The organism is Acetobacter ascendens, from assembly GCF_001766235.1.
GTDB lineage: Bacteria > Pseudomonadota > Alphaproteobacteria > Acetobacterales > Acetobacteraceae > Acetobacter > Acetobacter ascendens.
On sequence record NZ_CP015164.1, the window covers coordinates 1,639,814 to 1,665,287 of the forward strand.

Genomic DNA, 25,474 nt, shown 5'->3' on the forward strand with positions numbered 1-25,474 from the left:
ATGATCCATTAGAAACAAGACATACAGCCCTCGTATCGGTTGTGCCAGTCTTGCGCTACTCGGTTATAGGTGTTTGGTCTGCCAGAACACGCATTTCCAGCCGATCATACATCCGTTGGCGGGCTGCGGGTAACGGTAAATGGCGCTGGCCAAAAGCATCCCGTGCCAGAAAATGGCCTGTCAGGCGTAAACCTTCCAACCAATCTGCGGCATTACCGGTTTGTTCTGTATCTCGTAAAAAAGATGGAAGTGGCAAAAGCCGATCTTTCCACTCTCCCGCACCTTCTTCGCTAACTGCTCGACCTGTGCGTGGTGAAACATAATGCAAATTTTCTGCACTGCCAGTAACGGCACAAGCTGATAAATCCAGCCCAAAACCCAATGTTGCCAGCAATGCCATTTCCCACCGCACGACGTGAGGCATACCTTCACGCTCTGCAACAATAGGATCATACCCCAAAAAAGTGAGCAAGCGCACTGTTTCTGCAAAAAGGAATGGGCAAGGATCAGCTTCTGGCAGAGTCACATCTGCCAACACACAAACAGATTGCACCATACCTAACGCTAACGGAGCATCCAGCAACCGTGCGGCACAGGCGTAAAGGAGCTCGCCTGAAATTTGTAATGGTGCAGCGGCACTGCGTTTATGGAAGTTTGTTTTAACAACATTGCCTGGCTGCCAAAGGGCCCGGCCTGTTTTACTAGCCCCGCCATAGGCTATACCCCTTAGAGGGCCATAATCTTCTGTTAGAATATGCACGCGTGCGCTGGTTTCACCCTGCACACCTGCAAAAAGCACAAGGGCGGGAGCCTCCTGTTGATAGGAAGTCCCGCCCTTGTCCGTCATTCGGAAAACCCGACCTTAGGCGCCAGCAACTTTGGCGACTTCAGCAGCAAAGTCATCTTCTTCCTTTTCGATGCCTTCACCCAGCTGGAAGCGGTCAAAGCCAACCAGCTTAACGCCAGCTTTCTTCAGCACATCTTTCACGCGGTTTTCGCCATCATGCACCCATACCTGTTCCAGAAGCACAACTTCTTCGTAGAACTTACGGATACGACCTTCGACCATCTTTTCGATGATAGCTTCTGGCTTGCCGGAAGCACGGGACTGTTCAACCAGCACTGCGCGTTCACGTTCAACTTCTGCCGGGTCAAGGCTGGAAACATCCAGAGCAGAAGGACGTGTGGCGGCAACATGCATGCCAACCTGACGGCCAAGCTGTTCGATAGCTTCATCAGCTGTCGGAGCTTCAACAGCAGCCAAAACGCCAATCTTACCCAGACCGGGGCGCAAAGCACCGTGAACATAGGTAGCAACAACGCCAGAAGGCACAGTGAAGACACGAGCCCGACGCAGGGTCATGTTTTCACCAATGGTTGCAACCAGATGTGTCAGTTCGTCAGCAACGGTGCGACCGGTTTCAAGCGTGGCAGCCTTAATGGCTTCCAGATCTTCACCAACCTTGAGCGCAACCTTGGCAACGGATTCCACAAAGTTCTGGAAGGATTCGTTACGGGCTACAAAGTCGGTTTCAGCGTTCACTTCAACCATGGCAGCCACTTTATCTGCAGAGGCAACGCCTACCAGACCTTCAGCAGCAACACGGCCAGATTTTTTTGCCGCAGCAGCAAGACCCTTGGTGCGCAGCCAATCAATAGCGGCTTCGATATCACCGTTGGCTTCGTTCAGTGCTTTTTTGCAGTCCATCATGCCTGCGCCGGTTTTTTCGCGCAGATCCTTGACCAATGCAGCCGTAATTGCCGCCATAATTTTATACTCCTTGAAAAACCCGAACGCGCCCTCTTAGGGGCGCGAACCGGAATATTCCATGGCCTGCTAATGCAGGCATTCATGCAGGAAAAAACAGCCCGGCATGATAACCGGGCTGTTTGTGTATTCCGTTAGCTTGCAGCCGGTGCTGGAGCTTCTGCTGCAGGGGCAGCAGCTGCCGGAGCAGCTTCGAGAGCAGGCTCAACAGGCAGTTCTTCAGCAGCGCCGATATCTTCACCGGAAGCGCCCAGTTCTGCGGAAATACCATCCAGAACAGCGGAAGAAACCAGATCACAATACAGGCCGATGGCGCGGATGGCATCATCGTTACCTGGGATCGGGAATGTTACGCCACGCGGATCGGAGTTACTATCCAGAATAGCTACAACCGGGATACCCAGCTTGTTGGCTTCTTCAATAGCCAGCTTTTCCTTGTTGGTGTCGATCACGAACAGGATGTCTGGCAGACCACCCATTTCCTTGATCCCGCCCAAGGAACGTTCCAGCTTGTCGCGCTGGCGGGTCATGTCCAGAATTTCTTTCTTGGTCAGACCGGCTGTTGCACCGTCCAGCGTTTCTTCAATACCACGCAGGCGCTTGATGGAACCCTGAATGGTCTTCCAGTTTGTCAGCATACCGCCAAGCCAGCGGTGGTTGACGTAGTACTGACCGCAGCGACGCGCAGCTTCTGCAATCGGATCCTGTGCAGCACGCTTGGTGCCAACAAACAGAACGCGGCCACCACCTGCAACAGTGTTGCGGATAGCCTGCAGAGCGCGATCAAGCAGGCCAACGGTCTGCTGCAGATCAATGATATGAACCTGGTTGCGCACACCGAACAGGTACGGCGCCATGCGCGGGTTCCAGCGACGGGTGTGGTGACCAAAGTGAACACCAGCTTCCAGAAGCTGACGAAGGGTAAACTCAGGCATCGCCATAAGCGTATTCCTACCTTTCTGGTTATTCCTCCGCGAGGGGTTACCCTGCCAGACAGACAGAGCACCAGATGGTGTTTTCCTCGCGTGTGTTATGCTCCCGGCCTTGACCGAGCGCGGCTCTTATGGCCGTTTTTTTGCGCCCGGACAAGATAAAAAACGCTTTTTTCAGGCTGCGTCTTCGGACTTGGAGGCTGTTTCCACCGGATGTGCGTATTTGTTGGGCACACCACTCCGCGCCAGCAGAGCACGAAGTGACTTTACAACAGGGAACACTTCAACGTTGTGATCTCCGCCCAGTTCACGCCATGCGTTCTGTTCCATTTCCACAATTTCGCGGTCTTCTTCAAAGATGCGGTGTGTGAAAATACCCAGTGCAGGCCATGCCAGATTAAGCAGGAAGTTCCATTTGGGCTTTTTAACAGAAAGCAGACCAAATGCCTGTGTAACCTGCTGCGTTTCACCCAGCGGCACATAGGATGTCCACAAATCCATAATCAGATCACCATCCTTATCGTGGATCTGCAGAGTCTGATACGGATAGGTGGTGCGGATGGACACAACTTCCTCAACCGGCTGTTCCCGGTCTTCGTAGTCATGGTGCTTGCCAAAAATCAGGGCTTCAGCCAGCGGCTGATTGCCACCTTTACGGGCAAAGCTGTAGCGTGCTTCTAGGAAATCATCACCTTTATCCTGCCCCAGAAAACGGGCTGTGATGGAACCCATCTGCCGCCGGTGCAGGAACTGATGGTTCATGTCCATCAGGTTTTCATGCATGAAGGTATAGTGGCATTTCAGGCGCGGGCTGAACATGCGGGTTTTGTATTCTGGGTTCCCTACCTGCGCCACATCTGGCACGGGCACTTTATCTGCCAAAGCCGGATCACCGGGGAAGATAAAGATCAGCCCGCTTTTTTCACGGCAGGGGTAAGACTTAACCGGGCGGCCCACCCCTTCTTTGTTCAGGTAAGGCACGGTCACGCACTTGCCCGCCCGATCAAATGCCCAACCATGGTAGCAGCATTTTACGCAGCCTTTATCATCCACAACGCCCTTGCTCAGAGGCACCTGCCGGTGTGCGCAACGGTCTTCCAACGCATAGACGGACCCATATTCGGGGCGAATAAGTGCAATGGGGTGCCCGGCGTAACGCGCGGCAAATGTTTTGCCGGGGCGCACCTTGTGCGACCACGCCACAGGGTACCAGAAATTAGGATCGCAATCGATCTGCCGAAGATCGTAATGCGGCGTATTAGAACCGTCCGCCTGTTTGCCCTTGGCCTCTTCCACCAGCATGACGTCACCCTTTCAGAATCCAACAAGGCCGATGCAGCAGGAACAACATCACCTTAAAAACATGCCTATGCCCATGCGCCCCACAGATCCGCATAACGGAACCGCCAGGGCAAGCATGGGCGGGGATGACGCCTTCAAGATATTGAAGCTGCTTTTTGCTCAGCCCTGCCGCGCCATCACATGGATGGGAAGGCTAGCCGATTTTACACGCTACGCCCAGATGCAAACAGCCAACCAAGCTGTGCGCTAGCCGCAACGGTCCTATCCTGCCAAGCCACATGCTTAACAGGATAACCACTCTTCATTGCATTATTGTGGGGCGTGATTTTCCAGAAGATGCGTAGAAGACGGCTGGTTGTCGCCAGGGGTTGTTTCACTTGGGCTTTCCATAACCCCAGACTTCTTGCCATGCTGATTATGGTGAGGATGATATTCCTTAACCGGATGCGCCGGATGCTTGTCATCATTAGAAGGGGGTTGGGTGCCGGGCTGTTCATCTACCGTGCGTGGATTGCTCCATAGTTTTTTGGATGGATCAACATGTTCGCCATTCGGCCCCTCTGCTGCTTTTGAGGGAGGCTGCCCCTGCTGGGCCGCCGCTCCTGCCGCTGTAGGGGGTGTGCCGCTATTATCCTGCGCCATGACTAATGCTGGCACCACGCTTAAAGACGCACCAAGCAGCATAGAAGTTAAAATTTTCTGCATGGGACATTCCTTTGTCATAAAATGAAGTATCCCGTTTTCCAACGCCAGCACTTTGGAAGGGTTGCAAATTTTTATTTTTCCAGAATTTCCCTTATTTTCCCATAAGATTCCGGATGATGTGCGATCGGTTTTCCATCTAAATGCGTGACAGTGCGCAAAGAAAGACTGTTTGTTAAATATACACCCTGTGCTCTTATAATATCTTCGTAAGAAACAGATCTCTCTTGCACCACTCCTGCATCTAGTAGCAACCTGCGGGCAATACCCGGCAAAGCACCTTCTGCAACAGGAGGCGTTATTAATCCCTCCTCTGTTTGCACAACAATATTGCTAATGGTGCTTTCCGCTACGCGCCCTTGCATATTCAGCAAAAGAGCATCGTCGCAACCTTTTCGATCTGCTTCCTGCCTTGCCACAATGCCGGACAAGTAACTAAGCGATTTAATACGCGAAAGTGGGGAAAGCTCATCCCGCCGGATCAGCTCACTGATGCACACACAAATAGCCTGCTCCCTAAAAGCACCCGCCGCACCTGTTATAAAAACCGTTGGCTTGCAATGTTCTGGCGGCAGCAAACTGCGTGGCGCTACCCCGCGCATTACAGTTAACCGGGCAGAGCCATTCTCAAAACCCGCATGCGCCAAAAACTCCCAGATCGCCTGCAAAGTGTGTTCTTGCTCTGGAACAGGCATAGCCAGAACTTGCGCACCATCACAAAGACGCTGATAATGCCTTGGAAAATGTAGAACTGCGCTGTTTTTTATACGCAGAGTTTCAAACAATCCGTCTCCCAATGTTACACCACGATCCAAAGGGCTGATAGAGGCATGTTCTGCTGGGTATATTTTTCCGTTTAACCAGATCACACTCATGCCTGCCCCCAGAACTTCTGAAACGGCGCAAACTTCAGGCACATTTCTTCGTACTCTTTTTCTGGGTCAGATAGAATGGTCACACCACCGCCAACGCCAATACTCAGGTAATTTTTGGAACGCTCCAGACTGCGGATAATGACTGAGCTGTCCATACTGCTATCGGCCCCAATCCGGAACACGGTGCCACAATACGCACCCCTGGCCGAGGCTTCCAGTTCATCTATAATCTGCATGGCCCGATATTTGGGTGCTCCAGTTACAGACCCCGGGGGCAACGTGACTTTCAAAAGATCAAAAACATCTTTATCAGGCAACAATTTTCCACAGACTTCTGAAACCAGATGATGCACATGCGGAAACTGCTCCACCACCAATAGGTCTGGCACACACACGCTACCTATTTGCGCCATGCGCCCAATATCATGACGCATCAGATCAACTATCATCAGGTTTTCGGCACGTTCTTTTTCATCATGTAGAAGTGTTTTATGCCAAAAAGCATCTTCTTCTGGCGTTTGCCCACGTGGTGCCGTGCCCTTGATAGGCCGTGATGAGACACAACCATTGGCATCCACTTTTAAAAACCTTTCCGGGGAAGAAGACAACAGCGCAAAATCTGGCCCGCATGACAAATATGCGCCAAACGGCGCTGGTATTTGCTGCCGCAACGCACGATAAACCTCTGCGCTCAGCACACTTGCATCCACTTCTGCTGTGTGCCGACATGTTATATTCGCCTGAAAAATATCTCCTGCAGCAATATAGTCCCGCGTTTGTGTAACGTTTTGACAATAAGCCTGACGGCTTTGCTCTGCCACAAACTGCGTGCTTGTATGTATCTTATATGGTGGAACATGCTCAGGAAGCATATTCCACGCCCTTACCGACTGCGCTACATTTACATTGTCTGCAAAGAATTTTGAAATTCCTGCAAGAAACACACGCTTTTCAAAGCGGTCCCAAATAAAGGCATGATCATACACACCCGCTGTCAGTATGGGCGTATGCTGATCTTTATGCCGAGATAAAACGCCTTCCAGCATCATTCCCATTTGATAACTGGCAAACCCAACAAGACCACCCCAGAATGGAATGTCTTGCAGGCGCGTACCATCTGTCTCTTCTTTTAATTCATTATAAAAAATACGTAGAGTTTCAAAAACATCGCAAACCGAAATTATCGGTTTATTTATGCCATCAACCTCTATTCCATGAGGCCAAGCCACCACTGTATGGCATGGTTTATGGCAAAAAATCTGCCACCGGCTCCGATTGTCTATCTTGCCGCCACTATCCAGAAAAGCACACCACGGCTGCTGGCCCCATACTGATAAAACAGCATCAGGGTCCTTCCATGATAATTCCTTTATCTGAACCAATGTCAGACCTGTTCCACCCGTGAAACGCCAGAAAGCGTGCGCAGCCTTTGCCCCAATACAGGCGTAACTTTATAGCGCCCACGCAGCCGCACCTCTACATCACAACTATCAGCCACACCCGGCAACAGAACAATCCGCCCTGCCCCACCCTTTTGTGGTTCCAGAATAGCTTGCAAATCAGGCAAGGCATCTGGCTTTTCCAGCCACACCCGCATTTCGCTTTGCCCCTGCGCCGCAGCCGCTTCCAAATCCACAATATCTGTAGCGGTAAGCCGCAGAGCCTCCCCTTCCAGCTTTAAATCGGCTGTTACAAGTATAGCTGTGCCTGCCACCAGAATATCGCGCACTCGCGTCAACACTTCCGAAAAAACGGTTACCTCGCAGCCGCCAGAAGCATCGGAAAGGCGTACCCATGCCATTTTATTACCTGTGCGTGTGGGGCGCTCTTTTTTATCCACCACACAGCCTGCAATTTTAACACGGCCACCACCCAGTTCCGCCGCTGTTAGCAACTGAGATGTGCGTGTAACACCCAGACGCCGCAGCACAGAACCATAAGCATCCAGCGGGTGGGCTGTCATATGGAAACCAATAGCTTCGGCCTCCATCGCCAGACGTTCAAATTCTGGCCAATCATGGCCTTCCACCAACCGTAGGGGTTCGACTTCACCCGGCCCGCCAAACAATCCAATCTGGCCAGAAGCAGCCTCCTGCGCCTGGCTATGGGCCCGCCGCAAGATCACATCCGCAGACCTGAAAACACGCGCCCGGTTTTTATCAATACATTCAAATGCACCGGCTTTTGCCAGATTTTCCAACTGCATCCGGTTAATGTGCTTAGGGTCAATACGGATTGCAAAATCCACCAAATTTTTAAAGGGTTTTTCGCCCCTTGCCTCTACCAGAGCTTCCATTGCGCCATAGCCAACCTTTTTAATGGCAGCCAGCGCATAACGGATTGCATATGTTCCATCCGGCTGTTGTTCCACCGAGAAATCAGCTTCTGATTTATTGATATTTGGCGGCAGAACAGCAATGTGCATGCGCTCTGCTTCCTGACGCAAAGCGGCAAGCTTTTCCGTACGTTCCCGCGCCAGAGACATACAGGCAGCCAGAAAGGCCACCGGGTGGTTGGCCTTCATCCATGCTGTTTGGTAAGACACAAAAGCATAAGCCGCCGCATGGGATTTATTAAAACCATAGTCTGCAAACTTGGCCATGAGGTCAAACACCTCAACGGCTTTATCACGGTCAATCCCGCGTTTGGTTGCACCTTCTGTAAAGATTTCGCGCTGATGATCCATTTCCGAACGGATCTTTTTACCCATGGCACGGCGTAGCAAATCTGCGCCGCCTAGGCTGTAGCCAGCCATTTTCTGGGCAATCTGCATAACCTGTTCCTGATAGACCATGATGCCATAGGTCTCTTCAAGAATATCGCGAATTTCCTCGTGCGGGGGTTCCCATGCTTCACCGTGTTTTCTGCGGCAATAATCGGGAATGTTGGCCATTGGGCCGGGGCGATATAGCGCCACAGCCGCAATCAGATCTTCTATTCGGGTTGGGCGCATCTGTTTGAGAACATCGCGCATGCCTGCGCCTTCAAACTGAAACACGCCAGCGGTATCACCACGCCCCAGCATTTCATACGTTTTGGGGTCATCCAGCGGAATGTGGCTCAGATCTACATCTTTGCCCATTCGGCGGATGAAATCGACACCCCTTTTGAGAATCGTAAGTGTTGTTAAGCCAAGAAAGTCGAACTTAACAAGGCCCGCCTGCTCAACAAACTTCATGTTATACTGGGTAACCAGCGTATCACTTTTAGGGTCTCGGTACAGCGGCACAAGCTGCACAAGTGGCCTATCCCCAATAACCACACCCGCCGCATGTGTACTGGCATGACGGAAAAGCCCTTCTAGCTGCTGGGCAATTTCCAGCAACCTACGCAGGGCCTCATCATTATCTCGCATGTCCTGCAGCTTAGGCTCACCCGCGATAGCTTCCTTCAGCGTAACCGGCTTGGCAGGGTTATTGGGAATAAGCTCTGCCACACGGTTAACCATACCGTAGGGCAGCCCCAGCACACGCCCAACATCGCGTACAGCGGCACGAGCTTGCAGCTTACCGAAGGTAATAATCTGCGCAACGCGATCTGCCCCATATTCACGCCGCACATAAGCAATCACTTCGTCTCGCCGGTCCTGACAGAAATCGATATCAAAGTCAGGCATGGAAACACGTTCTGGGTTTAGAAAACGTTCGAACAGCAGATTAAACGGAATAGGGTCAATATCCGTAATGGTGAGCGCCCATGCCGCCAAGGAGCCCGCACCAGAACCACGGCCCGGCCCAACCGGTATGCCATGCGCCTTAGCCCACTGGATAAAGTCTGCCACGATCATAAAGTAACCGGGGAACCCCATCTTGGAGATAATATCCAGCTCGAAACGTAAACGTTCCTTGTATTTTTCTACCGTTTCTGCATCCAGATCCATGCCGGACATGCGGTGTTCCAACCCTTCCCACGCCATGGCGCGCAGGGTTTCATCTTCTGTCGCGCCTTCTCTTACTTTGGGGCAGACAGGCAATAGCGGCTTGCGGGTTTCTACCTTAATGGCGCAGCGGCGTGCAATTTCCAGCGTGTTGTCACACGCATCTGGTAGATCGGCAAAAAGTGCGCGCATCATTTCCGGCGGCTTAAACCAATGCTCCGGCGTAACGCGAAAGCGATCTTTTTCCGCCATGGTGCGCCCTTGGGCAATGCACAACAGAGCATCCTGTGCTTCGTGCATTTCTGGCGTAGGAAAAAAGCACTCATTGGTGGCTACCAATGGCAAGCCGAACCGATCTGCCAATGTGAGCACGCCCGGTTCCACGGCTTTTTCAATAGCCAGGCCATGACGGTGCAGTTCTACAATAAGTCTGTCACCAAATGCCTCGTGCACACGGGCCAGCCATTTTTCGGCATCTTCCGTTTGCCCTTCTGCCAGCATCTGGAACAGTGGCCCGCGTGAGCCCCCTGTCAGCAGCAGCAGACCCTCTGCTTTTTCACATAGTAGGTCTAAAGAAACAAAAGGATCTGCCGGATCTGAGGTCTGGAATCCGGCGGAAGAAAGAAACTGGAGATTGGCCAACCCCGCTTCGTTCTGTGCCAGAAGCACGACTGGTTCGGCCGGGGAACCGGGTTTATCATTACGCGCCGGCAGGCCGATCTGGCTGCCAATAATAGGCTGAATCCCGCTTTTTGTACAATACTGAGAAAATTCCAACGCCCCGAACAGATTACCAGAATCTGCAATACCTACGGCAGGCATATGCATTTCCTTCGCCAACCCCACAATATCGGGCACACGAATGGCCCCCTGGCTAAGCGAATAGGCAGAATGAACACGAAGATGGACAAAATCAGCGTAAGACATGCGCCTTTATAGCACAGACTTAGGTCTTTTCACTCTGCCTAAAATTCTGTTTTAGCTTATCTCGGTATGCGCAAAAATCTACCAACCCAAAGCACTTCGCGCCGCTTCTGGCAGTGTAACAGATTCAGCGATACATTGTTGTTCTATAAAGCATGGAACATCTATTCCGGCTGACTAAATGACTGGCGTTCAGGATTCATCATGCAGATTATAAAAACCAAGGCAGAACTGGCAGCATTAAGCTCCAGTTGGCAGAAAGAAGGCCAGACTATTGGCTTTGTGCCCACTATGGGCGCACTTCATGCAGGCCATCTCTCACTGATAAATGCGCTAGACGGCAAAGCTTCTCGTCGGATTGTGTCCATTTTTGTAAATCCCATCCAGTTCAACAACACCAGTGATTTCCAGCATTACCCGCGCGGGCTGGAAGATGATGCCACCCTGTTGCACAATACCGGCAAAGTGGACGTGCTTTACGCGCCAGATGAAAGCCAGATGTATACGCCCGGATTTGCAACCCGCATAAGTGTTTCCGGTCTGGACAGCATGTTGTGCGGAGAGGACAGGCCCGGCCATTTTGATGGCGTTGCCACGGTGGTAACCAAGCTGTTTTTACAAACGCGCGCCAATATCGCAGCTTTTGGTGAAAAAGATTACCAGCAGCTCTGCCTTATCAAACGCATGGTGCAGGATCTGGATTTATCAGTAAATATTCTGCCCGTGCCGACCTTGCGGGAAGCAGACGGGCTTGCTCTTTCATCCCGCAACCGCAGGCTTACGCCTGAACAACGCCAACAAGCCGCACTTCTACCCCAAGCCCTAAAAGCATGCCTTGCAGCCATACAAAACGGCACAAGCGTAGAAAGCAGCTTGGTGACATGCCGTGAAGCATTGAAGAAAGCGGGCTTTCACGTTCATTATCTGGAACTCCGCCATGCGGAAAACCTGGCACCTGCACCTATTGCTGGCAAAGATACACGTTTGTTTGTGGCTGCCAGCCTAGGGGATATCCGGCTTATTGATAATATGCCGTTTGCCTAACTCTTGCTTTCCAGAAAACGCTATTCACAACAGCAAAGAACCTAAAATCATGAGCATCAAACGCCTTGCACCCGAAGAACGCTTAACAGGTGCCGTTATTCATAACGGCCTTGTTTATCTGGCTGGCCAGATTGCCGATGATTCCTCATTGGATGCAGAAGGCCAGATGGCTGATATTCTACAGCAAGTAGATGCCTTATTGGCTGAAGCAGGCACAGATAAAAGCCGCCTGATTTCCGTTCAGATCTTTTTGGCTGACATGAATGATATGGCCGGCATGAACCGTGCATGGGATGCGTGGCTAGATAGAAACAACAAACCTGCCCGCGCAACGGTAGAAGCAAAACTGGCCGACCCCACATGGAAGGTGGAATTAACCGGCATTGCCGCGCTGCCCCAGCCATAACGGCATTTTGGTGGGCGGCTGCTTTGCCAGCCGCTCCCTACAAAAGCATAAGCCAAAACAAATGCTTTAAAGCACTTCTGTATTTTACAAATTTTAAAGGGGAAATAAGGGTGGCTCCCGAAGTAGGACTCGAACCTACGACCCAGCGATTAACAGTCGCTTGCTCTACCAACTGAGCTATTCGGGACCAGCGAGGGAGCATATAGCTAACCTAAATCGCGCCGTAAACCCCCTTTTTTATTTTTTTTCATATTTCCTCCATCACTGATAAAGCGACAGACAGAGCAAGGCATAGTAAACCTACAAAAATGAACGCCCAAGGTCCTTCCCCAACACGTCGTAACCTCCTGCTCGCTAGTATTGGCGGTATTGCTGCTATTGGTGGAGGAACCTTTCTGGCAACACGCGGCAGACACCACCCGCACAAACAGCCCGATGGTGCCTATCGGCAGATCAAGATAGGCTGGCCAAATTCTGGCTCAGCTCCTGTATTGGCTGTTGCAGCACAAAAAGATTTTTTTGCGCATTATAGCTTGGATGTAGATCTGCCCTTCGCCACCATAAATGGGGAGGACACAATTAATGCATTGGCTAGAGGTGATATTCCCTACGCTGTGGCCCCGGCCCTCACGTGGTTGAGGCACCTTTACGCGGGGCTAAATGCGCAATTACTTATTGGGGTGCAGCCGGGCAATTTCCGCCTGCTAGTGCGCCGTAGCAGCCGTATTACACGGCTAGATCAACTTATGGGCCGCTCTGTAGCTGTTATGGATCAGAACGCAGCAGATAAGCTGTTTTTTGCCATCATGATGCGCCGCAAAGGGTTGGATGCCATGAACCGCATCAACTGGCTGGATCTTCCCCTCCCACAAATTGATGATGCCGCACGTAGCCAAAGAATCGATGCTGTTGTCGCGCATGATTATCAGGCTTGGTGGCTGCTCCAATCATTCCCTGATCTGTTTATTGAGCTGGCAGGCAGCAACACCGGCCATTATGCCGAGCGCACAAGCATGGTGCTTGGTGCCTCCAGCTCTGTACTACAAGATGACCCAGACGCTGCCATTGCTCTTGTGCTGGCCCTGCGTGATGCTGCCCGCTGGACAGATACCCACCGCGATGATGCCGCAACCCTGATTGCGCCGGATATTTCGGATCTTTCCGCAGCCAGCATACGCGCAATGCTGCACAGTGAACCTGCTATCCGGCCCGTTATTGGTAAATCATTGCGCGAACAATTGGCGCAGTATTGCGATGAGCTGCAACTGGTTGGCCTGCTGCCCGAAACGGAAGACAGCGCCGCACTCGCGCGCCGTTTTGCGCGTAATGTTTTGAAAGAATAAAAAGTGCCGACACATTTTTGATGCACCTGCACTTTAACTAGAAAGCCTTATTGCAAACCTTCTACAAACTGAGCAATACGCTGGCAGGCCTCTTGCAGCGTTTCATCTGCCGTTGCGCAGGACAGACGCAAATAAGGTGAATGCCCAAAGGCGCTTCCTGGCACAGTGGCTACAAAAGCCTCCTCCAGCAAAGCCAATGCAAAGTCATGGTCTGTTTCCAGCCGCTTACCCGCAGCGGTGGTCCGGCCAAGACATCCGGCAACACCCGGATACGCGTAAAATGCACCGTCTGGCATAGCGCAGGTAAACCCCGGAATAGCCCGCAATGCCTCCACCACCTTCCGGCGGCGGCGGCCATATGTTGCCACCATTTCCTGCACCAGATCTGCCGGGCCATCCAGCGCAGCCGCAGCCGCAGCCTGCGCTATGGAACACACACCCGACGTAGCATTGCCCTGAACACCCCGCATGGTGGCAATAATATCTGCCGGACCACCTGCAAAACCTACACGCCAACCTGTCATGGCATACGCTTTGGAAACGCCGTTGAGAGTAATAGTGCGATCTTTCAGGTCAGGCGCTACCGCTGCAATAGATGCTGATTTTGCACCATCAAACACCAGATGTTCATAAATTTCATCTGAAAGTATCCAGATATCTGGATACTGCCGCAGCACTTCTGCAATAGCGCGCAGATCATCCGCTGAACACACACCACCAGTTGGGTTGTTGGGGAAGTTCAACACCACCCAACGTGTGCGAGGTGTGAGCACTTTTACCAGCTCATCTGCCTTCAGGCGGAAACCGTCTTCTTCCCGGCAGGAAACATAAACGGGGGTTGCGCCAAACATACGGGCAATAAGCGGATAGCTGACCCAATAAGGTGTGGGCACCACCACTTCATCCCCCGCATTAAGCGTGGCCATGAAAGCGTTAAAAATAACCTGCTTGCCACCGTTGGAGACCATAATCTCCTCCGGCTTGTAATCCAGCCCGTTTTCACGCGTAAATTTGCGAGCAATGGCTGCCTTAAGTGCAGGCGTGCCATCTACGGGTGGGTATTTGGTCTGCCCGGCCAAGGCTGCCTGATGGGCTGCCTCCACCACGGCAGGCGGTGTGGCAAAATCCGGTTCCCCCAAAGCAAGGGAGATAACAGGCCTGCCTTCCGCCTTAAGTGCGCGTGCACGGCGTGCCATTTCAATAGTAGCTGGTGCAGGCAAACCTTTTAGCCTGTTCGCAAAAAACCGCGCCATATTTTACAGCAGCCCTTTGCAAAAGCGCTGAATACGCGTGCAGGCTTCGCGCAGGCTATCTGTATCCGTTGCATAGGAAATGCGGATATGGCCGGGGAACATGAAGGCCGAACCATGCACGGCAGCAACGCCTTCTTCTTCCAGCAGGGCTGTTACAAAATCCTCATCCGTTTCCAGCTTTTTGCCGCCGGGGGACGTTTTGCCCAAACATTTTTCCACCGTTGGGAACACATAGAATGCACCCTGCGGCATGTCGCATTCCATCCCTTCGGCTTCATTCAGCATGGAAACAACCATGTCGCGCCGCCCCTGATAGGTGGCAACCATTTCCTGAATGAAGTCCTGCGGGCCTGTTAGCGCTTCCACCGCAGCAGCCTGCGCGATGGAACAGGTGTTGGAGGTGGACTGCCCCTGCAGTTTGTTCATGGCTTTTGTCAGTTCTACCGGAGCACCGGAAAAACCAATACGCCAGCCTGTCATGGCATACGCCTTGGAAACACCGTTCATGGTAACGGTGCGGCTACGCAGCAGCGGTTCAACTTCCACAAAAGTAGCCGGACGGAAACCATCGTAAACCAGCTTGGCGTAGATATCGTCCGTAAAGATCCACACATGCGGGTGGCGCAGCAGAACATCACACAGCGGGCGCAAATCTTCGGCTGAATAAGCCACGCCTGTTGGGTTACAGGGTGAATTCAGGAAAAACCATTTTGTACGTGGTGTAATGGCGGCTTCCAGCTGTTCTGCCGTAATGCGAAAACCATTTTCACGTTTGCAGGGCACAATAACAGGTGTACCTTCTGCCAGCGTGACAATATCGGGGTAAGAAACCCAGCAAGGTGCCGGAATAATAGCCTCGTCACCCGGATTAAGGGTGGACATCATGGCATTGTAAATAATCTGCTTGCCACCAGTGGAAACAATAACTTCCTCTGGCGTGTAATCCAAGCCACTATCAAGCTTAAAGCGCTCTGCCACAGCCTTACGCAGTTCTGGCGTGCCAGCAACATCGGTATAACGGGTCTGGCCGTTTTCAATCGCCTTGGCTGCTGCGCGGGAGATGTTTTCGGGCGTGCGAAAATCTGGCTCACCGGCAGAAAGGCTGATGATGTTCCGGCCTTCGGCTTTAAGTGCACGGGCCCGTGTCGAAATGACAATCGTCTGGCTCGGGCTGATCCTATTCATGCGGTCAGCAACAATGCTCATGGTTCTCTTACTTTCCGACACTATGTTTTTCATGCCAATAACCAGGACATCACCCATGCCCCAGAAACAGACATTTGGTTCTGGGGCGGCACAGTAATCCTGTTCGGCCTCCGGCGGAACCGGAGATTTCTCATACGCCGCATTTTTGTACGCAATTCAGCGTTTATCTCTCAAAAATATGAGGGAAACCTGCTTTGCAACGCACATCTTCAGCCGAAAGGCCTGCTTCACGCATAGCGCGCACGGCCAATGCCCCATCCCGCTTGGCCAACCTGCGCCCTTCTGCGTTACACAATAAGGGGTGAAAACTGTATTCCGGCACGCTCCACCCCATAAGTGTTTGCAATACCCGGTGCAGGTCTGTTGCAGGCCGCAAATCTTCCCCACGCGTTACCAGCGTAACACCTTGGGCGGCATCATCATGCGTAACGCAGAGATGGTAAGATGCGGGAATATCTTTACGCGCAAGAACCACATCGCCAAACAATTCAGGGTGGCACACAACTGTCCCGTGCTCTTGATCCTGATACGTTAACGGCACGCCATATGTATATTGATGCACCCATTGTAAGGCTTTACCCATATCCAGCCGTAGCACGTGGGGATGTCCTTGGCTGATACGCTCCCGCCTTTCCTGATCTGAGAGATGGCGGCACGTTCCGGGGTAACACAAACTGCCATCTGGAGCTGTATGTGGTGCCGAAAATATAGCAGCACTTTCTCGCATAATATCAGACCGCGTGCAAAAACAAGGATACAGCATCCCCATTGCATCCAATGTTGCCAACGTAGCCTCATATGCTGGCATATTGGCTGATTGCCTTAAAACAGGTCGCGCAGGCTGTAACCCCAACCATTCCAGATCTTCCAGAATAGCGGGTATAAATTCCGGCTTGCAGCGCTGGATATCAATATCCTCCAGCCGCACAAACCATTCTCCATCCGGCTGCGCTTTTTGCCATCCATACACAGCCGAGGCCACATGCCCCAGATGCAAAAAGCCCGTGGGGCTAGGTGCAAAGCGTGTTACCCATCCTGCATGGTTTATTTGACTATTATGTAATAAATTGTTCATGTTTTTCGTGAAACTACGGCGTGTCGTCAGTTAAGCCCTGAGAGTGGCACGTGAGGGTTGTACTTTGTGTCTGCGTGTGCTGACTGTTTTCCCGTTTTTTTGGGGAGACAGACAGATGCGGCGCTATAGTTTACGCGATGACCAGTGGGAGCGGATAAAGGATCTTCTTCCTGGTCGAGAAGGCTATGTCGGCGGCACTGCGGTGAACAACCGTCTGTTCGTGGAGGCGGTGCTGTATCGCTATCGCGCGGGTATTCCATGGCGCGACCTTCCTGCCCGTTTCGGTGACTGGAAAAACGTGCACCGGCGTCTGCGCCGCTGGTGTGAAAGCGGCGTCATCGAACGGATATTTCGTTATCTGGCCGCTGATTACGACAACGAATACATGATGATCGACAGCACAATTGTCCGAGCGCATCAGCATAGTGCCGGAGCTCTCAAAAAAGGGGCACGGATCAGGCCATCGGACGATCACGAGGCGGGCTAACTACAAAGATCCATGCCATCTGCGACGCTCTGGGCAATCCAGTGGAACTCGGCATCACACCGGGACAGGATGCCGATATCACCCAGGCAGAACCACTTCTGGAAAACATCGAACCGGATGCTTTCCTTGCTGACAAGGCGTATGACGCGGACAGGTTGATCGATCGGCTGATACAGCGCGGGATTACCCCGGTCATCCCGCCAAAACGCAACAGAACGACACGACGGAAAACCGATTTTTCTCTCTACCGCGAACGGAACCTTGTTGAGAAGTTCTTCAATAAACTCAAGCAGTTTCGCGCTATCGCAACCCGCTACGATAAACTGAAATCGACCTTCCTCGCAGCCGTGCAGTTCGCCTCAATCATCATCCTGCTTAACTGACGACACGCCGTATTACTAAACTCTCAAAAGACGCATCAAACAGACAGCCGTTTTGTTGCCTCCTTCTAGAACCTCTGCAATACTACATGCAGTAATTACCTCGACGACGCACCTTTTGCAGGCAATCGGCTCCGAGTTTTACGATCGCAGAAAGATGCGCCCTCGAAGATAAGCCGAGGAGACAAGTCTTGCCTGACGGAAGTACCCTCAACTTTCCTGCATTGGTTCTAAATGCAGATTTCCGGCCACTCTCCTACTATCCTCTTTCCTTATGGGCTTGGCAGGATGCCATCAAGGCTGTTTGGCTGGATCGTGTTTCTGTGCTGAGTGAGTATGAAACAGAAGTACACTCTCCGCACCATACCATCCGTCTGCCCAGTGTAATCGCCTTAAAGGACTACATTCCTGCAGCCCGCAAACCTGCTTTTACCCGTTTTAATGTTTTCCTGCGGGATAACTTTTCCTGCCAGTATTGTGGTGAACGCCACCCCACGCAGGAACTCACGTTTGATCACGTTATCCCGCGCTGCAAAGGCGGCAAAACAAGTTGGGAAAATATTGTAACTGCGTGCGGATGCTGCAATCTGCGCAAAGGCTCTCACCTTCCGCACGTTATTGGCATGCTGCCACGGCATCGGCCAGAACGCCCCTCATCCTGGCAGTTGCAGGAAAACGGGCGTGCCTTTCCGCCTAACTATCTGCATGAGAGCTGGCGCGATTATCTGTATTGGGACACTGAACTGGAAAACTGATCAGGTAGGCGTTTTTAGCGCGTATAGCTATAACCGTATTCATCTGCCTGTTTCTGAAGATCCGGCGCATCTTTCAGGTTCAGCGGAATCGGTTTTGCGTTTTTCTCACCAAACATAAAGCCATGGTTGGTCATACGCTGGCATGTGTTGGCGGCAAGCGGAAAGCTAAGATACATCGGCCCGGCCATTTGCTTGCGCAGGCAGGTAATATCCGTATCAACTAATGGCAGACGCCCAACCTCGGAAGAGCAGCCACCCAGCAGGGCCAGGCCTACCACTACAAACCCAAGGCGTAATGTATTTTTCATCTGCATAACGGATCAGCCACCTTGCTTCAGCATATCTTGCAGCGGCTGCGGGCCGCGCTGACGTGTCATTCATAAACAGCCATACTGTCAGTTTCTGCCCCTTTCAGCTAGACAGGGAACATCACGCCCCCTGTCTGCTAGCCGCATGGCAGAACTGGCTTAAAATAAAGATGCCGCTTTTAGCTTACTTCGTAACCTGCTCCTCGGATTGCATTCTGCAGAGAAGAAACGCCAGCCCGTGTTGGATCATACGTTACTTTCACTTCACGCGTTGCCAGATTAACATCTGTGGCTTCCACACCATCAATAGCAGCAAGGGCGCGCTTAATAGCAGATACACAGCCATCGCATGACATACCATCCACCATAAAGCTTGCTGTAGTTTGGGTCATTTATCTGTACCTTTCTCAAATAACATATTTACGCCGCATCATACGTTGCGCGCCTTATAGCGCAGCTCTGGCCCAGACGGAATAAGCAGATGGGCGGTCTGCCATCCTGCATTCTCATGCTATAGCTATGCGCATGAGCAGCCTTTCCATGCCTTCTGGCCCAAGCAAAATGCACAACACCATATCTGAGTGGCAGAATACCCCGCTCCACCGCCTCATGCTGGCAACTCTTATAGAAAAACTGGAAAACAAGCTGCTTGCCAACCCCAGCGCCACACGCGTGCTGGAACAGTGGATACATACTTACAATCTGGCGCCAGACAGCAATCTGCACGCCCATCGCCAAACGGAAAGCTCTGCGCCCTGCCCGCCATTCTTGCTGCAAACGCTATTTGGTACCTCTGATACGCAAACAGAGGATGTGCATTACCGGAAGGTGCAACTTACCGCGCATGGGAAGGTTTTTTCAGAAGCCGAAAACTGGTACATTCCGACAAGATTATCCCCGGAAATGACCACACAACTCAATACCACAGATAAACCCTTTGGGCTTGTTGTGGCTGCCCTTAACTTCTCGCGCCAACTTATCAAACGAGAGAGTTTATGGTTCCCTCTTCCAGAACACTGGGAACAAGAAGGGATACCGGCTGGTTCTACCCAGCCTATTAGCCTACCACCTTACCTATTCCGGCATATGGCGGTGTTGCGTGCGCAAACAGGGCAAGCTTTTTGTGTGGTGATTGAAACCTACACTACAGAAGCATTGGGGTTTCCGCCGCCAGCCATGCCAGCATAAACGAAAACCCCTTTACTTTGGCCTTAGGCTTCAGCGTCAGCCTCTGCGCATTCACCCATACGGGTTGTATCTACAAATTTTTCAGTATCATCATCCAGCGCACGTGTTTTACGCCCACCGGGACCATGCACGTACAGGTCTTTCTTGTTCAGCTTGGTCACAGCGTCAGGCTGCACAGGCATCAGATACCGTGCAGGGCGTTGGTGATCTGCCAGCTGAAGTTTGGGGTTAAAGACCGAATTAAACTTCCAGAGCATTTTTACAAAGTTGGTCTGGCCATTGCGTAGCAGACGTGCCGCAATACCTGCGGTGTCTTTTAATGCTTCCCAACCCATATGCTTGGTGTTGAGCACCTGCTGGGTTTTCACCAGTTCTTCGTAAAATTCAGGCAGAGGCAACGTGGTAGGCAGCACTGCATGCTGAATATCGAACAGACGATAATCCCGCGTGGTCAGGCGGCGTGCTTCCTTGTGCCAAATTTCTGTACCCGGATACGGCGTGGTGACAGAAATATTCACGATATCCGGGATTTCCAGACACCACTGACGCACCGTTTCAAAGCGCTTCCGATCCCATGAAGGATCAGCAATGATGTTAATGGCAACAATCAGCCCCAGAGAACGCGCGTATTCCAGTGCTTCAAAGTTTTTATCAAGAGAAACACGCTTACGGAACTGCTTCAGGCCTTCTTCATCCACGGCTTCCATACCGATGAAGATGTAGGAGAGCCCTATTTCACTCCAGACCTTGAACACTTCCTTATTGCGCAGCAGCACGTCTGCGCGCGTTTCAAGGTAGTATTCTTTTTTAATGCCGCGCTTCTTAATTTCGTTGGCAATGGCCATGCCATGCTCTTCATGCACGAAGGCCACGTCATCCACGATAAAGATGCCCGGCTCCTTAATTTCCTCCAGCTCATCCGCAATCACCTGCGGGCTGGCTGTACGGTAGGAACGACCATAGAATGTCCATGCAGAACAGAACGTACAATCCCACGGGCAGCCACGCGCAAATTCGATAGAGGCTGCCGGATCCAGCGTGCCAATAAAGTATTTATTGCGGTGCCGCAGAAGATCACGCGCCGGGCGCACCTCATCCAGAGATTCTACAAAGATAGGCGGCGGGCCTTCACCATCCTTGGTGATAACGCCGGGCACTTCCAGAATATCCTTACCATTCTGCACGGCATCCAGCAGCAGCCCAACCGTGGCGTCACCTTCACCTTTAAGAATGCAGTTAATGGTACCTTCAGAAAGCTCCAGCACATCCTTTGCAATAAAGGATACAGAGTGGCCGCCTACAAACTGGAAGATATTGGGGTTGCGGTAGCGGGTTTCTCGGCACAGATCCAGAATTTCTGGCACGTTTGCCAGATAGTTGCCGGAGTAACACACCACATCGGGCTGAAACTCATCCAGCATTTTCCAGTAATCTTCATGCGTTTCAGCCTGAAGATCTAAGATCTGCACATCATGGCCGGCACTACGAGCTGCACCAGCAACCAGTTCCATGCCAAGAGGCTCCAGACGGAGAAAGACCCGCGTGTACATCAGGGCGCTGGGGTGAACCGCCAGAACTTTCATGTCATTCCTTTTCGCTCGCCAAGCCAACAGCGCGCGGAGGTTTCCTCAACACGCAGCCGGAAAATTCTTTGGATGCTTACATATTAGAGGAATGCTTATAGAGCAAATGTTAGGCATGACCTCATCTTTGCAGCCACACCTCCCATGCAAAAGGTGATTACCTCTTGTATACTGCGCCCAATAAAAGGCCACAGCAATATATTTATATAGCTCTGGCTGGCAGCAAATGCACCAGCCAGAGTAAATCCGAAAAAACGGATCAGGGCAGGATTTCGGTTTCCGCAAAGAAGAAGCGGATTTCGTTCGCTGCGTTTTCTGCACTATCAGAACCGTGCACGGAGTTTGCTTCAATGCTTTCAGCAAACTGAGCGCGGATGGTGTTGGGTTCTGCCTTTTTGGGGTCTGTTGCGCCCATCACTTCGCGGTTCTTGGCAACTGCGTTGTCACCTTCCAGAACCTGCACCACAACCGGGCCGGAGATCATGAAGGACACCAGATCGTTATAGAACGGGCGTTCTTTGTGCACTTCATAGAATGCGCCAGCCTGAGCCGGAGACAGCTGGATGCGCTTCTGGGCAACAATGCTCAGGCCTGCATCTTCAAACACGGCATTGATCTTGCCGGTCAGGTTGCGACGGGTTGCGTCCGGCTTGATAATGGATAGCGTACGTTCTTTAGCCATTGGGTTTCTCCTTTTTTCTGGCATACCAGCACCATAAGGGTGGCAGCCGTAGCGCTCCATCTAGAGCATATCGGCGCGGGCTGGTAGGTACCATGCCGGATGTAATGCACGATTCATAAAGAAACGAGAGTTGCGTTGAGCCTTCTTGTCATATCCGATCTTACCCTGCGTATGGCAGGCCGCACCCTTCTGGACCAGGCAAACCTGTCTATAGAGCCAGGCCGCAAGGTGGGCCTTATCGGGCGCAACGGGGCCGGAAAATCTACCCTATTGGCTGCTATTGCGGGCGACATTTCCCCAGATGGCGGTGAAATTCGCCTATCTGCCCGCGCCCGTATGGCACGCGTAAAGCAGGAAGCCCCAGCAGATGGTGCATCGCTTCTTGATACCGTGCTGGCCGGTGATACCGAACGCAGCGCCCTTCTGGCAGAGGCCGAAACAGCGACGGACCCCGTACGCATTACAGAAATACATGAACGTCTGCGCGCGATACGTGCAGATAGCGCTCCAGCGCGCGCGGCCTCTGTTCTGGCCGGGTTGGGGTTTAATGCTGCCGCACAGGCCCGCCCTGTTTCAGACTTTTCCGGCGGCTGGCGTATGCGTGTTTCCCTCGCAACGGCCCTGTTTCTTGAGCCAGATTTGCTGCTGCTGGATGAACCAACCAACCATTTGGATCTGGAAGCTACCCTTTGGCTGGAAGATTGGCTCCGCCGATTCGCAGGGGCTGCGCTAATTGTCAGCCATGATAGAGGGCTGTTAGATTCCTGCGTGGATGCCATTGCGCATCTGGACCACGGCAAGCTCAGCCTAACACCAGGTGGATACGAAAATTTTGTGCGTATTCGCACGGAGCAGGCCTTACAGCAGGCTCGGCAGGTTGAAAAAATTGCGGCTCAGCGGGCGCATATGCAGTCCTTTGTTGATCGCTTTCGGGCCAAGGCCACCAAAGCCAAGCAGGCACAAGCCCGCCTGAAGGCTTTGGAAAAACTGCCCGTTATCGAATCCGTGGCGGAAGAAACACCCGCTCACTTTTCATTCCCAGAACCCGAGCAGCTTCCCCCTCCCATTCTGAGTATGAGCCGTGCCAGCGTAGGGTATGATGGCAAGCCTGTGCTCAGCAATCTTTCCCTCCGGTTGGATATGGATGATCGCATTGCCCTGCTTGGCGCCAACGGCAATGGTAAATCCACCTTTGCCAAGCTTCTTGCTGGCAGGCTGGAACCACTATCTGGCATGGTAGAGCGTAATCCTCGGCTTAAAATTGGGTATTTTGCCCAACACCAGGCAGAAGAACTGCGCCTGAACGAAACACCTATCGATCACATGACACGTGCCCTACCAAAAGCCACACCTCCGGTTGTGCGTGCCCAGCTTGCGCGCTTTGGGCTGGATGCAGAACGGGCTGAAACAGCGGTTAAAGACCTTTCGGGCGGAGAAAAAGCACGCTTGCTGCTGGCTTTGGCAACGCGTGATGCCCCGCAACTTCTGCTGTTGGATGAACCCACCAACCATCTGGATCTGGATGCCCGCGATGCGCTTATTCGTGCATTGGCAGACTATGAAGGCGCAGTGGTTCTGATCAGCCATGATCCTCATTTGGTTGAACTGGTAGCGGATCGCCTGTGGCTGGTGGGTGATGGCAAGATCACCCCATTTGAAGGCGATATGGCAGAATATCGTGCATGGTTGATCGAGCATAACCGCGCGGCAAACCGCCCCAAACAAGAGGGGGCAGCCCAGCCCAGCCGCAAGGATGACCGGCGTGAGCGTGCAGAAGCCCGCAAAGCCTTGGCACCATTGCGCAAGATTATAAAAGACGCCGAAGCACGCCTTGCCAAACTGGCGCTGGAGCAAAAGAAAATTGAAGCCAGTTTGGCTGACCCTGCGCTGTATAGTGAAGGAAAAACACAAGATCTTACGCGCCTGAACACACGCCTTGCTGCCCTTAAAAAAGAGCAGGAAGAAGTAGAAGAACGCTGGCTGGCGGCCGAAGCTGAAATAGAAGAAGCGGCTAACGAAGCATGATTCCAAAGCTAGCGTGAGGCATTTTTGCCAATGCGCTAGCTTTTCGTGTCTGACTTTTCAGAATTTTCTTCTCAGATCGTGAGACACATGGATAAGAATACACCTCAAACACAATAGCACGCCCTTCGCGCCTACCCCTTCCAAACATTCCAGTTTTCAAGCAGCATTTCGAAAGACACTTGCGCATGCCTTCAGATACCCCTTCTTCTCCTGCCGCTCCTCTTTCTGGCGGGCCGTATGAAGGCAAGCCGCACTCTGCGGATTGGTTGCAATCTATCTCCAGAATTCTGCGTATGACCTTCAGCGGCGCTATTATTGCGCTGGTGGTGTGGTTAATGGGCGATGTGCTGATGGTGGTGTTTGCAGCAGTGCTTTGCGCTGTGGTGCTGCATGGGCTGTCTAAAATTCTGGTGCGTCATCTTCGGCTGCCATATGGGTGGGCACTGAGTGCAGTTATCTGCGGATTAATTGGAAGCGCTGTCTTTTTGGTCTGGAACAGCGGGCCAGCCATGATCAGCGAAGCCCTGCGCCTGCAAGATGCCTTGCGCCAGCAGGAAACCGCACTGCGTAGCACCTTGCAAAGTACACCCACAGGACAGATGATTCTGAATTATCTTCCGGCTTCTCTGGGTGGTCATCAGGCAGGTGGTGGAGATACCAGCAGCCTTGCTTCTCTTGGCTCACGCATTGCCGGATCCATGACTGGTATTCTGGGGTCTGCTTTTGGGACTATTGGCACATTGCTGGTTGTGCTGATTGCCGGGTTGTATTTTGCCATGTCCCCCGCAGTTTACGCCAATGGCTTCCTGCGGTTGGTGCCTGTTTCTAAACGCCCCAAAGTGCGTGATCTTCTACTACGGGCTGGGCAGACACTTTGGGCGTGGGTTGCCGGGCAATCCTTAGACATGCTGGTGGTTGGCACGCTTTCTGGCCTTGGCCTGTGGTTTATTGGCGTACCTTTGGCGCTTGCACTGGGTGTGCTTGCCGGGCTGTGTAACTTTATCCCGTATATTGGCGCCATTATGGGGGCCGTTCCTGCGTTGTTGCTGGCACTTTCTCTTGGCACACGGGAAACCATTATGGTGGCTGTACTTTATAGCGTGATCCAGTTTCTAGAAGGTAATGTGCTGACCCCGGTTATTCAGCGCCATGCCGTGCAAATGCCCCCTGCTCTTACAGTTTTGTCACAGACCCTGTTTGGCGCCATCTTGGGTTTTCCGGGCCTAATTTTTGCCTCTCCGCTTACGGCTGTGTTGATGGCAACATTGGATGGCCTTACCCCCAAGCTGGATGAAAAAGACCAGATTTGAACGCGGACCGTGACATGAATGTATATTTATCGTAAGGTTTTGGTAATAC

Annotated in this window: 24 protein-coding genes and 1 tRNA gene; 9 read left to right on the forward strand and 16 right to left on the reverse strand. The window is 52.2% G+C overall.

Annotated elements, in window-relative coordinates:
• Nucleotides 1–55: 55 nt before the first annotated feature.
• The 4 genes from recO to A4S02_RS07875 form a co-directional block, all read right to left on the reverse strand.
• Nucleotides 56–847: a DNA repair protein RecO gene (recO, locus tag A4S02_RS07860; RefSeq protein WP_019089222.1), complete on the reverse strand. Its 792-nt coding sequence runs from the start codon at nucleotides 845–847 to the stop codon at nucleotides 56–58.
• Between the two features lie 15 nt (nucleotides 848–862).
• A complete protein-coding gene (gene tsf / locus A4S02_RS07865; protein ID WP_019089223.1) occupies nucleotides 863–1,768 on the reverse strand; it encodes a translation elongation factor Ts in 906 nt (301 codons plus the stop codon).
• Between the two features lie 134 nt (nucleotides 1,769–1,902).
• Nucleotides 1,903–2,709, reverse strand: a complete 807-nt coding sequence (gene rpsB / locus A4S02_RS07870; RefSeq protein ID WP_070323439.1) for a 30S ribosomal protein S2 — start codon at nucleotides 2,707–2,709, stop codon at nucleotides 1,903–1,905.
• Between the two features lie 165 nt (nucleotides 2,710–2,874).
• Nucleotides 2,875–4,002, reverse strand: a complete 1,128-nt coding sequence (locus tag A4S02_RS07875) for an aromatic ring-hydroxylating oxygenase subunit alpha (protein ID WP_070323440.1) — start codon at nucleotides 4,000–4,002, stop codon at nucleotides 2,875–2,877.
• Nucleotides 4,003–4,033: 31 nt separating this feature from the next.
• Here A4S02_RS07875 and A4S02_RS07880 point away from each other — a divergent pair, with 31 nt between their 5' ends.
• Nucleotides 4,034–4,252, forward strand: a complete 219-nt coding sequence (locus A4S02_RS07880) for a hypothetical protein (RefSeq protein ID WP_070323441.1) — start codon at nucleotides 4,034–4,036, stop codon at nucleotides 4,250–4,252.
• 59 nt (nucleotides 4,253–4,311) lie between these two features.
• Here A4S02_RS07880 and A4S02_RS07885 read toward each other — a convergent pair whose 3' ends face one another.
• From A4S02_RS07885 to dnaE, 4 genes are read right to left on the reverse strand one after another with little or no spacing between them, the layout of a single operon-like run.
• Complete coding sequence (locus A4S02_RS07885) at nucleotides 4,312–4,725, reverse strand: hypothetical protein (protein WP_208858871.1); 414 nt, start codon at nucleotides 4,723–4,725, stop codon at nucleotides 4,312–4,314.
• Between the two features lie 53 nt (nucleotides 4,726–4,778).
• Nucleotides 4,779–5,579 (reverse strand): aminotransferase class IV, encoded by an 801-nt coding sequence (locus tag A4S02_RS07890; RefSeq protein ID WP_070323443.1) that lies wholly within the window; start codon nucleotides 5,577–5,579, stop codon nucleotides 4,779–4,781.
• Entirely contained in the window at nucleotides 5,576–6,961 is a 1,386-nt protein-coding gene (locus A4S02_RS07895; protein WP_070323444.1) for an anthranilate synthase component I family protein, read from the reverse strand. The genes A4S02_RS07890 and A4S02_RS07895 overlap by 4 nt, the downstream gene beginning before the upstream one ends.
• 2 nt (nucleotides 6,962–6,963) lie before the next feature.
• Nucleotides 6,964–10,383, reverse strand: coding sequence for a DNA polymerase III subunit alpha (gene dnaE, locus A4S02_RS07900; RefSeq protein ID WP_070323445.1), 3,420 nt, complete (start codon nucleotides 10,381–10,383; stop codon nucleotides 6,964–6,966).
• A 201-nt stretch (nucleotides 10,384–10,584) separates the two neighbouring features.
• Between dnaE and panC the strand changes: the two genes are divergently transcribed.
• Together panC and A4S02_RS07910 are read left to right on the forward strand one after the other, a co-directional pair.
• Nucleotides 10,585–11,424, forward strand: a complete 840-nt coding sequence (gene panC / locus A4S02_RS07905) for a pantoate--beta-alanine ligase (protein ID WP_070323446.1) — start codon at nucleotides 10,585–10,587, stop codon at nucleotides 11,422–11,424.
• A gap of 49 nt (nucleotides 11,425–11,473) precedes the next feature.
• A complete protein-coding gene (locus tag A4S02_RS07910) occupies nucleotides 11,474–11,830 on the forward strand; it encodes a RidA family protein (RefSeq protein ID WP_019089230.1) in 357 nt (118 codons plus the stop codon).
• Between the two features lie 111 nt (nucleotides 11,831–11,941).
• Here A4S02_RS07910 and A4S02_RS07915 read toward each other — a convergent pair.
• Nucleotides 11,942–12,017, reverse strand: a tRNA-Asn gene (locus tag A4S02_RS07915).
• A 121-nt stretch (nucleotides 12,018–12,138) separates the two neighbouring features.
• Here A4S02_RS07915 and A4S02_RS07920 point away from each other — a divergent pair.
• Entirely contained in the window at nucleotides 12,139–13,173 is a 1,035-nt protein-coding gene (locus A4S02_RS07920; protein WP_070323447.1) for an ABC transporter substrate-binding protein, read from the forward strand.
• A 47-nt stretch (nucleotides 13,174–13,220) separates the two neighbouring features.
• Here the strand turns inward: A4S02_RS07920 and A4S02_RS07925 are convergent, their stop codons facing one another.
• The 3 genes from A4S02_RS07925 to gluQRS are packed head-to-tail and all read right to left on the reverse strand — an operon-like array spanning nucleotide 13,221 to nucleotide 16,707.
• Complete coding sequence (locus A4S02_RS07925; RefSeq protein WP_070323448.1) at nucleotides 13,221–14,426, reverse strand: pyridoxal phosphate-dependent aminotransferase; 1,206 nt, start codon at nucleotides 14,424–14,426, stop codon at nucleotides 13,221–13,223.
• A 3-nt stretch (nucleotides 14,427–14,429) separates the two neighbouring features.
• Nucleotides 14,430–15,788: a pyridoxal phosphate-dependent aminotransferase gene (locus A4S02_RS07930; protein ID WP_208858941.1), complete on the reverse strand. Its 1,359-nt coding sequence runs from the start codon at nucleotides 15,786–15,788 to the stop codon at nucleotides 14,430–14,432.
• A 7-nt stretch (nucleotides 15,789–15,795) separates the two neighbouring features.
• Nucleotides 15,796–16,707, reverse strand: a complete 912-nt coding sequence (gluQRS, locus tag A4S02_RS07935; RefSeq protein WP_019089234.1) for a tRNA glutamyl-Q(34) synthetase GluQRS — start codon at nucleotides 16,705–16,707, stop codon at nucleotides 15,796–15,798.
• 115 nt (nucleotides 16,708–16,822) lie between these two features.
• Between gluQRS and A4S02_RS15075 the strand changes: the two genes are divergently transcribed.
• Nucleotides 16,823–17,577, forward strand: a protein-coding gene (locus A4S02_RS15075; RefSeq protein ID WP_099046889.1) for an IS5 family transposase whose coding sequence is annotated in 2 segments (ribosomal slippage) — nucleotides 16,823–17,162 and nucleotides 17,162–17,577 — 756 coding nt in all. Because the reading frame shifts where the segments join, the coding sequence is not laid out codon by codon here.
• Between the two features lie 188 nt (nucleotides 17,578–17,765).
• Nucleotides 17,766–18,329 (forward strand): HNH endonuclease, encoded by a 564-nt coding sequence (locus A4S02_RS07950; protein ID WP_014457162.1) that lies wholly within the window; start codon nucleotides 17,766–17,768, stop codon nucleotides 18,327–18,329.
• Between the two features lie 14 nt (nucleotides 18,330–18,343).
• On the opposite strand, the gene A4S02_RS07955 is transcribed toward A4S02_RS07950, so the two are convergent.
• Together A4S02_RS07955 and A4S02_RS07960 are read right to left on the reverse strand one after the other, a co-directional pair.
• Nucleotides 18,344–18,643 carry a hypothetical protein gene (locus A4S02_RS07955; protein ID WP_070323450.1) on the reverse strand — a complete coding sequence of 100 codons (300 nt, stop codon included), beginning with the start codon at nucleotides 18,641–18,643 and terminating at the stop codon, nucleotides 18,344–18,346.
• 173 nt (nucleotides 18,644–18,816) lie between these two features.
• Nucleotides 18,817–19,029: a heavy-metal-associated domain-containing protein gene (locus A4S02_RS07960; protein WP_003623174.1), complete on the reverse strand. Its 213-nt coding sequence runs from the start codon at nucleotides 19,027–19,029 to the stop codon at nucleotides 18,817–18,819.
• Nucleotides 19,030–19,162: 133 nt separating this feature from the next.
• Here A4S02_RS07960 and A4S02_RS07965 point away from each other — a divergent pair, with 133 nt between their 5' ends.
• Nucleotides 19,163–19,825 (forward strand): hypothetical protein, encoded by a 663-nt coding sequence (locus tag A4S02_RS07965; RefSeq protein WP_070324219.1) that lies wholly within the window; start codon nucleotides 19,163–19,165, stop codon nucleotides 19,823–19,825.
• 23 nt (nucleotides 19,826–19,848) lie between these two features.
• On the opposite strand, the gene hpnR is transcribed toward A4S02_RS07965, so the two are convergent.
• Nucleotides 19,849–21,408 (reverse strand): hopanoid C-3 methylase HpnR, encoded by a 1,560-nt coding sequence (hpnR, locus tag A4S02_RS07970; protein WP_019089237.1) that lies wholly within the window; start codon nucleotides 21,406–21,408, stop codon nucleotides 19,849–19,851.
• Between the two features lie 259 nt (nucleotides 21,409–21,667).
• Nucleotides 21,668–22,090, reverse strand: a complete 423-nt coding sequence (ndk, locus tag A4S02_RS07975) for a nucleoside-diphosphate kinase (RefSeq protein WP_026019373.1) — start codon at nucleotides 22,088–22,090, stop codon at nucleotides 21,668–21,670.
• A gap of 135 nt (nucleotides 22,091–22,225) precedes the next feature.
• Here ndk and A4S02_RS07980 point away from each other — a divergent pair, with 135 nt between their 5' ends.
• Complete coding sequence (locus A4S02_RS07980; protein ID WP_070323451.1) at nucleotides 22,226–24,115, forward strand: ABC-F family ATP-binding cassette domain-containing protein; 1,890 nt, start codon at nucleotides 22,226–22,228, stop codon at nucleotides 24,113–24,115.
• 185 nt (nucleotides 24,116–24,300) lie between these two features.
• Nucleotides 24,301–25,425, forward strand: a complete 1,125-nt coding sequence (locus A4S02_RS07985; protein WP_082246790.1) for an AI-2E family transporter — start codon at nucleotides 24,301–24,303, stop codon at nucleotides 25,423–25,425.
• Nucleotides 25,426–25,474 lie beyond the last annotated feature (49 nt).